At 33.7% G+C, this 13,962-nt stretch carries 9 protein-coding genes; 5 read left to right on the top strand and 4 right to left on the bottom strand.

All coding sequences use genetic code 11. The features are described from left to right. Positions 1–186: 186 nt before the first annotated feature. Positions 187–1,614, bottom strand: a complete 1,428-nt coding sequence (locus tag IC221_RS10045; RefSeq protein WP_188168846.1) for a RagB/SusD family nutrient uptake outer membrane protein — start codon at positions 1,612–1,614, stop codon at positions 187–189. A 16-nt stretch (positions 1,615–1,630) separates the two neighbouring features. Next, positions 1,631–4,564, bottom strand: a complete 2,934-nt coding sequence (locus tag IC221_RS10040) for a TonB-dependent receptor (RefSeq protein WP_188168845.1) — start codon at positions 4,562–4,564, stop codon at positions 1,631–1,633. Between the two features lie 370 nt (positions 4,565–4,934). On the opposite strand from IC221_RS10040, the gene IC221_RS10035 reads away from it, so the two are divergent. Then, the gene (locus tag IC221_RS10035) at positions 4,935–9,050 is read left to right on the top strand and encodes a response regulator (protein WP_188168844.1); all 4,116 of its coding nucleotides are present in this window, start codon (positions 4,935–4,937) and stop codon (positions 9,048–9,050) included. 136 nt (positions 9,051–9,186) lie between these two features. Further along, positions 9,187–9,405 carry a bestrophin family ion channel gene (locus tag IC221_RS10030; protein ID WP_188168928.1) on the top strand — a complete coding sequence of 73 codons (219 nt, stop codon included), beginning with the start codon at positions 9,187–9,189 and terminating at the stop codon, positions 9,403–9,405. 134 nt (positions 9,406–9,539) lie between these two features. Here IC221_RS10030 and IC221_RS10025 read toward each other — a convergent pair whose 3' ends face one another. Continuing rightward, entirely contained in the window at positions 9,540–10,442 is a 903-nt protein-coding gene (locus IC221_RS10025) for an Rpn family recombination-promoting nuclease/putative transposase (RefSeq protein ID WP_188168843.1), read from the bottom strand. A 261-nt stretch (positions 10,443–10,703) separates the two neighbouring features. Continuing rightward, a complete protein-coding gene (locus IC221_RS10020; protein WP_188168842.1) occupies positions 10,704–11,084 on the bottom strand; it encodes a hypothetical protein in 381 nt (126 codons plus the stop codon). Positions 11,085–11,527: 443 nt separating this feature from the next. Between IC221_RS10020 and fucP the strand changes: the two genes are divergently transcribed. From fucP to IC221_RS10005, 3 genes are all read left to right on the top strand, one after another. After that, positions 11,528–12,898: an L-fucose:H+ symporter permease gene (fucP, locus tag IC221_RS10015; protein WP_188168841.1), complete on the top strand. Its 1,371-nt coding sequence runs from the start codon at positions 11,528–11,530 to the stop codon at positions 12,896–12,898. 29 nt (positions 12,899–12,927) lie between these two features. Then, positions 12,928–13,482 (top strand): sugar O-acetyltransferase, encoded by a 555-nt coding sequence (locus IC221_RS10010; RefSeq protein WP_188168840.1) that lies wholly within the window; start codon positions 12,928–12,930, stop codon positions 13,480–13,482. Between the two features lie 115 nt (positions 13,483–13,597). Then, positions 13,598–13,945 (top strand): hypothetical protein, encoded by a 348-nt coding sequence (locus IC221_RS10005; RefSeq protein ID WP_188168839.1) that lies wholly within the window; start codon positions 13,598–13,600, stop codon positions 13,943–13,945. The last annotated feature ends 17 nt before the right edge of the window (positions 13,946–13,962 follow it).

Here is a 13,962-nt window from a genome sequence, read left to right as displayed (position 1 = left end):
TAAATGGTAGAAAAACCATTGGTATAAATGTTAAGCAATAATGTCTTTTAGTTCAGTATTAATTTCTAAATACCATAAACCATCAAAAACTCAGTTTACAATGTCTCTCATTTTTCACCTAAGCTTTACCATATCGCCTTCCAAAACGCTTCGGTAAAACCTAGGTAAAGTGTTTGTTAGTTTACATTATTCGTCTCCTAAATTTGGATTTAGGTTTACATCATCCGCTGGAATTGGAGCAAAAGGGTTTTCCTCATCAATTACTCCTAAAAGTGGTGTTAATTCATTATCTCTAGGATCTCTCAAAGCATGTACTTCTTCGATCAATTGTAAACGAACCATATCATGCCATCTAGACCATTCTCCGGCAGTTTCCCAACCTCTTTCCCAGAAAACGTCTTCTTGCGTAGCACTTGCTACCGTTGGCACACCTGCTCTTGTTTTCACTTCATTCAGGGCATTAATCGCACTTTGATCTGAAGTATTACCTGTAGCCATGATTTGAGCTTCAGCATAGATCAATAATAACTCTGCATATCTTAAATAGTGTATATCACCTTTTAAGAACCACGTTTCACCAAACTTCTTGTTATCTCTACCATATTTTGGTCTTACGTCCGGTTCTGCAGGATCATAATCAAATGTGTTTTCTTTTCTAGCTCCTTCTGGAAAACTCTCGAAGAAAGCCCATTCCACATTCTTATCTTCCCAGTCAATGGCAGGTCCATTGAAATTACCATTGTTCCAGCCTAAAGCATCATCAGCAGGGAAAGCAATAATTACTTCAGTATTTCCTTGAGCCATTAAATTATTTTCTGGTCTGCTATTAATATTTTCGTAAGAATCGATAGCAAAACCACCATTATCCATCACATATTTAGCCGCTTCAGCCGCTTTAGCGTAATTGGCTGTATTCTTTAATGGGAATCCAGCTGAAGTTAAATAGACATTGGCTAATAAAGCATGTGCAGTCCAAGTAGTGGCTCTATAAATTCCATCTGCAGGACGGTCACTAGGTAATTTATCTTTCGCAAATTCTAGATCAGAAATAATTAAATCGTAGATTTCTGGAAACTCTGATCTTGACTCAGCGCCTGTAATTCCATTATTTGATTTTAATAAAGGAATTCTACCCCAACCTCTTACAAGTTCAAAATAAGCTAATGCTCTATTATATCTTGCTTCCGCAATTAATCTATTTGCTACTTCTTCCTGAGGAATATTGTTTCTAATCTTATCCTCATTATCTAATACTGCATTGGCTGCTGAAACAATTTGCCAAAACGTCTTCCAAGTACTATTCTGCATCCAGTTGGTAGAAGAAGGATCAAATTGATCATACTCTAAGAACAATGCTTTATTTGAACCCGTCACTGCAGTTCTATCATCACCTCCCCATAAGTGAGTATATCTTTCACTGTTTGAAAACACTCTATCTCCTAGTGGAGCATAAGTAGCTAAAACAGCTTTCTGTACGTCCGCTTCGTTATTGTAGAAGTTATCAGCACTTAATGTCCCCACTGTATCATCTTCTAGCTGTACACATGAAAATGTTGTTGAACCTAGTAAGATAGCTGAAAGTACAGCCTTTCTATATCCTTTAAATAAATTCATTTTATTCATTTTTAATTTAGAATGTCGCGTTTAAACCAAAAGAGAAAACTCTAGGATTAGGTGTAATACCATTATCAATACCCGCTAGCTTATCGTCTGAATTGTTTGCACTTACTTCTGGGTCAAATCCTGAATAACTTGTGAACGTCAATAAGTTTTGAACACTTACATTAAATCTTACTTTTGATAAACTTACTTTCTCAGATAATACGGAAGGTAATGTATAACCAAGTGCTACGTTTTTAATACGAATAAATGAAGCGTCTTCAATAAACTCTGATGATACTTGTCTCGTATTCGTAGCGTTTTGTGAAGGCAAAGCATTATCTGGTTGCTCTGGTGTCCAAGAGTTCAAGACCTCTTTACTCGTGGCATATGGAGCATTACCAGTTCTTCCCAATGAAATCATTGCTAAACGGTTATATACATCTACACCTTGAACACCTTGGATGAATAAGTTGAAATCAAAATTACCAAAAGTCACTGTGTTGTTTATACCGAAGATAAAATCAGGAAAAGGATTACCAATAATTACACGGTCATCATCATTATCTTCGTTTTCATAATAGATTGCATTTCCTGTTTCTCTATCTACCCCTTGGTATTGGTATCCATAAAAAGATCCGATAGGCTGACCTACTTGTACTATCGTAGGGTTTACCTGGTCAATCGTCACATTAGAGAATAGCGTTTCTAAACCGTCTACCAATTCTACTACTTCGTTTTTGTTTTGAGAGAAGTTAAAGTTGACATCCCAGTTCACTTTATCAGTGCTAATTGGGTTGATCCCTAAATCAATTTCATAACCATTGTTATCCACAATACCTGCATTTACATATTGCGTACCTACACCTGTGTAACCTGGCAAGATCGTTTGTAATAGAAGATCTTCTGTTCTTTTGCTGTATACTTCAACAGAAAGACGAACTAAATCACTCCATAACCCAACATCAACACCAATATTAGTTTGTATCGTTTTCTCCCAAGTAAGGTTAGGGTTAGCTGCTGTACGAGAAGGTCCAACCGTAGCTGTTGGTACAGCTCCACCATTAGGATTCCAAGGTGTACCTACGTTTAAGAAATTAAAGGCTGCACGAGTAGGGATCTGTTCGTTACCTGTAACACCCCAGCCACCTCTTAATCTTAAATTATTAACAGCGTCTAACGAGAAGAATGATTCGTTAGAGATATTCCAACCTAATGCAAATGAAGGGAAAATACCTGTTGACTCATTAGGGAATACACTACTTTGATCCAAACGAGCAGAAGCAGTTACTAAGTATCTTTCATCATAGTTGTAAACAGCTCTACCGATACCTGATCGTAATGATCTTCTTGAATAACTCGATCCTACTCTTTGAATGTCTGATGAACCGATATTATCAAAACCTAAACCCGAAGAAGTTAAACCAGTACCACTTGCCCAAGTTTGATTGAATGTCGTTTGTCTTTGCTCATAAATCAACATACCATCAATGTTGTGCTTTCCAAATGACTTATTGTATCTCAACCTCAAATTGTTCTGCCATCTCAGTAAATGATCATTATTTTGACTTGCCGAGTTTAATGGATTTACTTCATCTTCTGGACTAAAGCCTTTTGACAACACACTAGAATATTCTAAACCACCATTAAGAGAGAATGTCAATCCTTCCATGATTTGATAATCGAAGTTGATACTACTCTGTAATGTATTTTCGGTTCTTACATTTAAGTATTCGTTAGCTACAAAAACAGGGTTTTTAAGAATTGTTCCTGCTCCTGAATTTGAAAAGACATTATAAGCTCCAAACTCGTCCCTAACCGGAGTTAATGGATCAAATGTCACACTACCTTTCACGACATCAACATCTTGAGAACCTCTATCAAAGTTATTTTGACCTTCAGTACGCATAAAATTGACATTTAATGCAGATGAAAGTCGCTCACTTAATTTTGAATTTACATTCGTTCTTAAGTTGTATCTTTTGAAATTACTATTGATTATAATTCCATCTTGATCTAAGTAATTACCTGAAATAAAGTAGTTTGTATTCTCATTTCCGCCTCTAATTGATAGTTGATAATTTTGTGTTACTGCTTGTCTAAATACTTCATCTTGATAGTCAACTGATGTTTCTACCAATTCATTAATTCTTTCTTCGGTAAATAATGCTTCACCACCTCCACCAATTGCTTTGGCATTGGCTTGCTCTGCATATTCTCTTGCTGATAAAACATCAAATTTATTCGCCAACTCACCCACACTTACGAAAGTGCCAAATTCAATTGTTGCTTTACCTGATTTACCTTTCTTAGTTGTAATTAGAATTACACCATTAGAAGCTCTGTTACCATAAATAGCACTCGCACTCGCATCTTTCAATACGTTGATCGTTTCGATATCAGAAGGGTTTACACTATTGATATCTACACCAATCAGGCCATCAACTACTACAAGAGGATCATTACTACCTGTAATAGAGTTTGCACCCCTTACTCTGATTTTTAATCCACCACCAGGAGAACCTGAATTTTGAGTGATTTGTACACCCGTTGTTCTACCTTGTAATGCTTGATCCACATTGATCATAGGTTGCTTATCAAAATCTTTAGCACTCACTACTGTCATCGCACCAGTGATGTCCGATTTTTTAGCAGCTCCTCCATAACCTACAACCACAACCTCTTCTAAGGCTTGAGCATCTGTATCTAACACTACATTAATAGGAGAAGATCCTGCCGTTCTTGTTACAGTGACAAAGCCAATAGATGAAAAAATTAATTCGCTTTCTTCTGATGGAACTTCAAGATTAAAAACACCTTCAAAGTTCGTTACCGTTCCATGGTTTGTAGTACCTTTTAACATTACATTGACACCAATTACAGGCTGTCCATCTTCAGATGAGGTTACTTTACCAGTCACCCTTACCTGTGCATATGCAGCCATACTTGCTAGATAGACTGTCATAAACAAAGTTACTTTCAGAAGTAAACTTTGTCTTAAACCATTTCCTTTCATACAATTACAAAGTTTGATTTTGAGAGAATAATTAAACAACTCTATATATAAGCTGATTAGTTATTGTTAAGAAAAGTAAAAGAATAAAGGCCTTTTATCTAAACTTTATGTTACAAAGTTATGAAACCTTAAAATAATTCATGAGGAGTATTCCGTTAAATGTAGCTTATACAGTTAACAAATATTTAAGTAGATGTGTTAAAATGGGGGTGTTTTAGTCTTTAGGAGGGTAATTTTTCGTCATTTGAACCTTTTTACTCCTAATTCCTTTACTTTGCATATAGGAAATTGAAATGAATATTAAAGATTATACAGAGGAATGAACGAGGTTACGAAAATCTTTACACTTGCTTCTATTTATTTACTGCTTTGTCCTTTCTTTTCAATAGGGCAGGAACTCGAACTAAATGAATTTAATTATCAAATTGAAAATTTTAATAATACAAATGGGATTGCTGATTACAGAGTAGAATCTTTAACAGAAGATGAATTTGGTATGCTTTGGGTCGGGAGTAAAAGTGGTATCTCCAAATATGACGGTAATAACTTTGAATCTTTTGATTATGACAACAAACCAATTAACTATAATCCTACCTTATCGTTATTTACAGATAAAAACGGTAATATATGGAGTGGAAGTACAAACCACATTACAAGTTATAATTACAGAAAGAAGTCATCCAAACATTACTACTCTCCATCCCTAGATAGTACATCAACTTTACTAGGTAAAAGGTTCAGTCAGTATTTTGAGCATGATGGATCTCTATGGGTTCTATCTAAGCTGAGCTACATCAATAAACACATTGGGAATGGTCAATTCGAAAATCATTATATCCCTGGAAAACTCAACGAAGTTGCAGTGGGGCCTGATGGTAAATTTTGGATCGCTAGAGATAAAAATGGAATTGTAATTTATGACCCTGTCTCAAAGACTCAGCGACAATTTGATATTGAACACGACTTACCAATTGATTTTAAAACTTTAGATGTGAGGAGAATCAAGTTTGATAAGAAAAATCTTGTGTTTTGGTGTTCTACTTGGAAAGACGGTATTATCAAAATTGACCTTTCCGATCGTTTACAAATCAAAGTAAAACAAATCTTATTTGAAGAGAACCCCTCAAAAAGTAATTTCTTTTCTCCAAATGATGTCTACTCTCTAATTATAGATCAAAGTGGAAGGTTATGGGCTGGGACATGGGGATATGGCATTTATGTCATTGAAAATGATAAGGTAATTGGACATATTAAAAGTAATCCTTCCAAACCTGATGGATTACAAGATAATATCATTCTAGACCTATATGCTTCCAAATCTGGAATAATTTGGGTAGGAACACAAAATGGGGGAATAAATGCAATTCGTCCTATTCCCTCTGATATTTGGAATATTCACCATGACTTTTTAGATAAAAACTCTCTTAGTAAGAATAGGGTTTTAAGTATTGAACCCACTGGAAATATTTTCTTTGTAGGTTTAGAATTAGGAGGAATCAATATTGTCAATGCCTATGATAAATCCGTGAGTAGAATCAAGAATTTACCTTACCCCTACAGCAAAGTTTCCAACATTAGGGATCTTCATTTGGATAGTCGAAATTATCTTTGGGTTTGTGATTATGACAATGGACTTTATCGTTTAAAAATTGATGAGTATAAAAATATCAATAAAAACTTTATTGAGAGAATCCCTTTGAAAGCCAAAAAAATATCCATCATTAAAGAAATTGATAAAAATACCTTTATTATTTGTACCCAAAGAAAGGGAATCGTAAAAATAACAACGAACAATAAAGGAGAAATTCAAGATATTGTTGATCATAAAAAATTATTCCCTGGTCATATAGCAAGTGAAATCAATGCCATCAAATCATTAGAGATATTATCGGATGGTAGAATTTATATTGGATCAAATACCGGACTGTATGAAATAGGAAAAGACTTTTCTTATATCAAGACCATTACGACTACTTATATTAATTCTGTTATAGAGATTTCTGATGACCAATTATTACTTGGAACCAATAGAGGTGTTTATTCTTTCAATATTAAAACAGAAGAATTCGAGTCTTTTTTAACAACAGCTAACGGTATCTCTTCCAATATTATCAACTTCTTATATGCTGAACCAGATACTAACTTTCTTTGGATTGGTACAAATGAAGGAGTGAATAAGTATGATTTTAAAACCAAAGAAAATATAATTTTCAATGAACCTACCTTCTTCCTCAATGAACATATTTCTACCAACTGCTTTATAAAAAAGGATAATTATGCTGTGGTAGGTGGTAATAATGGGCTTTCTTTTTTTAATCCTGATAATTTTGAAACACCAACTCAAAAAGAAAACTTAGTACTTACAAACATCTTAGATGCTAAGGGAATTCCTATCAGAATTGGAGAGAAATATGATGGTGATATAGTGATCGATGAAAATATTACCACTGCAACAAACATTACTCTAAACAGTAGTTTACATACCGTCATCATAGACTTTTCTAATCTTGACTATTTTAATAATCAAAACGCAAAATACGAGTATACTACAAATGTAGATGGTAAAAATTGGGTACCACTTAGACGAAATAATTCAATTATTATCAATGATTTAACACCTGGTGCACATCAACTACAAATTAAGAAAATCAATGAATCTACAATTCTGAGAGATATTAATATAAAAGTGAAACCCACTATTTGGCAGACTACCTTTGCTAAGGTTGTTTATTTCATAGCTTTATTTTCAGTCATCTATATCATTATCAATGCCCTTCTTACACATAACAACTTGAGGGAACGCTTAAAGTATGAGAAGGTAACACGTGAAAAAGGCAATGAGCTAACAAAACTGAAGTTGGAGTTTTTTACTAATATATCACATGAACTTAGAACTCCATTAACCTTGATTTCAGCTCCATTAGAAGATATTTCACGAAAACAAAACTTAGATAAGAGTATTATAGATAGAGTGGATCTTATGCGAAGAAATGTCAAAAGCTTAATGTACTTATCTGAGCAACTGATCAGCTTTAGAAAGATTGAAAGTGAAACCATTAAGGTACAATTATCCAAGGGTAATATTGTTCAACTATGTGAACAAATAACCAACGAGTTCAATAATAAAAATACGCCAGATTATAATTTTGAATTCAATACCAGTACAAAATCACTTAATGTCTACTATGACCCTTCCATCATTGAGATGATTTTATATAACTTGCTTACGAATGCACAAAAGTTTAGTAAGGTTGAAAGTACCATAAAAGTGACTTTCTTTCAAGAGGATGATCATTACTGTATTATCGTTTCTGATCAAGGCATTGGGATCTCTAAAGATTCTATAGAGAAAATCACAAACAGATTTTACCAAGTCAATAATAATATCAAAAATACAGGAGCAGGTATTGGATTATCATTGGTTTCTAAACTACTGAATTATCATGGTGGTGAAATGAAAGTTGAGAGTACAGAAGGTGTAGGGAGTTCGTTTAAAATTTCTTTCCCAAAAGATGATTTATTCTACCAGCAAATGGAAAAGAATAAGAACAACATAGTAATTTCAAAAGCAGAGACTAATAAGATTGATTTGTCTAATGAGAATATTGATGCTGAGACCCCAGTTAATGAGGTGGCGATGAAAGAAGATCAAAAAAATATTCTCATAGTGGAGGATAACACTGATTTGATCAATTACTTGTACGACACTCTTGTGGAAGATTACAATATCTATAAATCACAAAATGGTATTGAAGCCATAGAAGTCATCCAAAAAAACGATATCGACCTTATCTTATCCGATGTGATGATGCCTGAAATGGATGGTATTGAACTTTGTAAAAAGCTACAAAAAAACTTTGATTATTCTCATATTCCAATGATTTTCTTAACTGCAAAAACAGACGAAGAGTCTCAAGTACAAGGTCTAAAGTTGGGTGCCGATGATTATATTAAGAAACCATTCAATGCTCAAATCTTAAAGACCAAAATTAACAACTGTTTCGAGAAAAGAGATAAGCTCAAAAAGTATTATAGTAACGAGTTTATCGTTTCTATTCCAGAAGAAGACCTTAAGGATGAAAATGAAGAATTCTTGTATGAATTACAACGTATCATTGAAGAAAATATCATTGATTCTGATTTAATAAAAAAACAGATAGAAGAAAGTTTCCCAATGAGTCAATCAACCTTCTATAGGAAATTAAAAGCACTCACCGGTTTAACAATTACTGCTTACATCAGAAATATTCGCATTAAAAAATCGAGCTACTTATTATTGAAAACCAATAAAAGTATCTCTGATATCGCATATCAAGTGGGGTATAATGATTTGAAATACTTCAGAACAAGTTTTAAGAAAGTGCATCATATTTCCCCTTCTGAATATCGAGCGAAAAACAAAGAAGTGCCATTAAACAGCGGTGAAGCTTCTTAATGACATTACTGAAGAAGTTCTTCAGGTTATCATGGATTGAGGTGTAACAATTACATTTTCTCCTACTTTTTGATTGTGGGGGTGTCTGTTGATAACTAAAATAGTTTGAAATGTAACTTATTCATACTTATACTTTATCATTACCCATCCCATCGCACTTACATCACAAATGGGTTATTTTGCTATTCCGGTAGTCATGTTAGTGATGTTTGCCTTTATTGGGATTGAACTCATGGGTGAAGAAATTGAAGACCCTTTTGGTCTGGATTGTAATAATTTACCGACAGGAGATATGGCCAAAAGTATTCAAAACAATGTTTTTGAAATTTTTGAGTTGGATGAAGAAAAAGCTTAAAAATGCTAGAAGATACTTGTATGAGAAAGTCTTTTAAACTTTAGTTTAGGAAGGAAGGAGTGTGGTTTAAGTACTGTCTCTTCCTTTCTTTTTTAAATTTTAAAAGTCTCCCTTAAGAAAGGGAAAAATAATATCTAGCTTAGATCATTTTTATTCAGTTTATCAACATCGTCAATACTTAAACCTGTTACTCTTGATATTTGCTCTACTTCTAAACCTAGTTTTAAGAGGTTAGAGGCAGTTTCAATCGCTTTCTTTCGCTCTCCTGCTCTCATACCTTCCTTCAACCCTTCCTCTTTACCTTGCTTTCTCCCTTTTTCAACTGCCGTATCTAACGTATTCAAGTAATCTCTGAAAATTTTCAAGTCCTCTTCATACCTCAGTTGGTCTGCTTTGTCTAATGCTGTAAATTCGGTAATAGAAAATACTTTTTTGAAGATATACTCTTGGTAAAATGCAGGGGCTTCGGTAAAACTTTCTAGTCGGTTTAAGATGTAGATCCATTTATCGAAATGGTTCGATAATTCACTTTCTGACTTTTTGAATTTTGGTAGTTCTAGGTAGATAAATTTTAACTTATCGTAAAAAATTTCGTTACGTTGGTTTTTCAATTCTACCACATGATGGAAATCTTCTGATAAGTCAAATTTGAAATCCATCAAACTAATCACATAGACTGCTTTTAGTTCGTATTTCCAACCTTTTCCATCAGGTTGACCTTTGGTGGCTTGTTCTTGAATGGGAAAAGTGGAATAGTAAATTGTTCGGTCTTTGAAAAAGGTTTGATGGGCACGCTGTAACTCCACGATAAACTTCTCTCCTTTCTCATTTTCACAATACAAATCAAAAATGGCTTTCCTATCCGTCTGATGAGCGGATAGTTTTTCAGTGGATTTATACGTCAAATCAAATACTTTATCTTCTTCAGGCAAAACGGTATTTAAGAAGTCAATAAGGATATCTTTATTGTCTTCTTCTCCAAAGAGCTTTTTAAAACCAAAATCGGTAAATGGATTGATATATTTTGACGTGGCCATATTGTATCTATTTATTTACCTCAAAAATAAGAAGAGAAAAAGAATAATTATGGTTTTAAATCAGAAAATTATAGTTGACTATTTTCTTACAGCATTCTAATACCTACCCAAAATCTAATACAAAAAGTATATCGCTAAACATTTCTATTTTTGCCCAAGAAGTTTTCATATGGGTTATAAGTTGAAAACTTATTCAATTACTATAGTTCTGGGTGACGCTAGTGCTTAACACCCAGAACAGTGGGGAAATAACGGAGGAGATTAGTCATTATTATTTTCGTTCCAAAAGTCATCAAATGTTAGGTCAATTGTTGAATTAAAAGTTAATTTCATTAAATCAGAGTTAATCGATTTAATTCTCCAATGATTATCTTCCATCTCAAGAAAATAAGTATTTAAAAATTTTGAATTACCATCACTAATATAGTATTGTACTATAACTCTTTTGTTATTATTATCTTCCCATTTAAACTTAGGATACATAGGTAAATTTATTGTCAAACCATCATTTTTATAATTAGCCTCTATTGCATTATTAATACTATTATCAAACTTGTAAATAAAAATAACAGCAAAAATTCCTACAATAATTACCGTATAGATTAAAACAGCTTTTTTCAATTTATTTCCAATAATTTTCATATTAATTTATTGTTGTTGTAATCACTACATCCATCGATTTAATTTCATACCGAAGGGATAGTAATTGTAGATTATGTTTTAGTCAAAAAAACTTATGATTCACAATACCCTAATGAGTAGACAATCACTAACAAACATACAGTTTAAAGTATAATTTGTAACTGTACGAAGGTAAGAAATAATTTTATATTTTGTTATACATAATTAAAGATGAAATATTAAATACTATACAGGGTGTAAAATAATTCACCTTTTTTATTACCCTTTTAATCCTTAAATTTTCCTATTCGTATCTCTCCTGTTACTACTAATATTGTAAGGTGACTCGGAGCATTTATAGAATGTATGAGATGGAAAAAATTATCCCTTTGGGTAAGTTATTTCTGACTCGCTTTTTATCAATGCTACTAAAAACTGAACTCAATAATAAATTTTAAAACCTTATGAACAATCAAAAAAAGGAGACTTTAATTCCTAGAGAATTAATATTTCCATTTCTATTAGTGACTATTTTATTCCCAATGTGGGGATTTGCGGCAGACATTACCAATCCATTAGTCGCCGCGTTTTCAAGAATCTTTTTGATCAGTAATTTTGAAGGAGCGTTGATTCAATTCTGCTTTTATGGAGGTTACTGTGCAATAGCAATACCTGCTGCCATTTTTATCAGAAAACACTCTTATAAATCAGGTATAATGCTGGGGTTAGGACTTTATGCTTCAGGTGCTCTTTTGTTTATTCCATCGGCGTGGATTGCTGATTTCTATCCTTTCCTCATTTCCTATTTTATCATGACTTGTGGATTATCTTTTCTGGAAACCAGTGCTGGCCCGTATATTTTATCCATGGGAGATGCAAGAAAAGCAACACAACGTTTAAACCTCGCTCAATCCTTCTATCCTATTGGTTCGTTGATCGGAATGTTTACGGCAAAAAATTATATCCAAGTAAAACTCAACGATGTAGATACGGCTACTCGTAAAGTATTGTTTGAAACCAACCCTGAACAATTTAAAAGCATCCAATTATCAGATTTAGATGTGGTAAGTTCTCCCTATATTTTCATAGGTGGATTATTAGTAGTACTCATCGTTATTTACTATTTAAGTAAAATGCCTCATCATTTTGACAGCAAAACTCCTCTAGACATTAAGGCTACGCTTAAAAGGTTAAAAGCCAATCCGAGATTCAAGGAAGGTGTAGTGGCTCAGTTCTGTTATGTTGGTGCTGAAGTGATGTGCTGGACCTTTATTATTCATTATGGTGTACGGGTATTTATGAACGAGGGAATGACCGAAAAAGAAGCAGAGCAAATTGCTTTACAATATAATATTTATGCTATGATCACTTTTGGTATCTGCCGTTTTCTATTTACTTATTTATTGAACTACATCAAATCAGGTCAACTTTTAAAAATTGTAGCTCTAACTGCAATTGGTTTTACGCTTTCGCTCATATTTATAGATGGCAGATGGGGAATTTATAGTTTTATCGGTATTTCGGGATGCCTTTCTATGATGTGGCCTACCATCTTCGGTTCTGCCTTAACAGGTATGAAGTCGGATTCAAAAATTGCTTCAGCTGGAATGATAGTAGTGATCGGAGGTGGTTCACTTCTTCCTCCATTACAAGGTAAATTAATAGATATTGGAAATACCACAGGACAATTATGGGGCATTCCCGCCGTCAATGCTTCCTTTATTTTAGTCCTCCTATGTTTTATGGTCATTACTATCTATGGTTATCGACTCCAAAAAATTCATGAACCAAAATTTGACGCTACAGGTGAATTACCAAAAGAAGCTCAAGAATAAAGTTTAGTCTAATTAAAACCTCAATTAAAATGAAAACAGAAAGAGAAAAAATGCTTAGTGGTGAGTTGTATTGTTTCAACGATCCGGAATTACTAAAACAACGATACGATGCCCGTTTGCTTTGTGAAGAATTTAATAAATTGAGCATAACACAACAGGATCAAAAAGTACAACTTTTAAAAAAGTTATTCGGAAGCGTAAAGGAAGGTATTGCCATTGAACCAGGTTTTTACTGTGATTATGGCTTTAATATTCACTGTGGAAAAAATGTTTCGATGAACTTCAATTGTCTTATTTTAGACTCCTTAATAGTAACTTTAGAAGATGGTGTGATGCTAGGACCGGGTGTTCATCTCATAGGCGATACACATTCCACGGATCCACTGACTCGACCACATTTAGGAAGGTCGGGAGAAATCACCATTAAGAAAAATTGTTGGCTTGGTGCCGGTGTAACAGTCATGCCCGGAGTGACAATTGGAGAAGGTACAACAGTTGGTGCAAATAGTGTTGTCACCAAAGATTTACCGCCAAATGTAGTTGCAGTGGGAAGCCCTGCTAGAGTAATTAAGAAATTAAAATAATCCTATATACAATAACATATGAGCATGTTAATATCCAAAATTCAAACATGCTCATACATATGGATCAACAACAAAAAGTGGGCAAAAACCATAATATTGTTACCTTTGCACGGCTATGAATGACGATTTATTAGCCTTGTTTTTCCCTGAAGGGATGTTAGATTACTTCGAAATAGAAGACTACACAAACAGTTCAACAGAACTACAAATTTATTTAAAAGAAAAAGATATACCTCCTGTAGAGTATTCACATTTGAACTTACAAAAGCGAGGCTTTCATAACCCTAAGACTATAGAGGATTTTCCTATTCGGGGTAAAAAGGTGAAGTTAATAGTGAAGCGACGCAGATGGGCTGAGAAAGATAACCACTTGAAGCTCTCAAGAGATTGGAAATTAGTTGCTAAGGGAACACGTATGTCAGAGGAATACGCGTCTTTTTTAAAAGCACTTGCTCGATACTGAAGCCATAAGTAGTCAAC

The organism is Flammeovirga sp. EKP202, assembly GCF_014534745.1.
GTDB lineage: Bacteria > Bacteroidota > Bacteroidia > Cytophagales > Flammeovirgaceae > Flammeovirga.
Note: the sequence above shows the minus strand (reverse complement) of the source record. Positions and strands in the feature narration are given on the sequence as shown.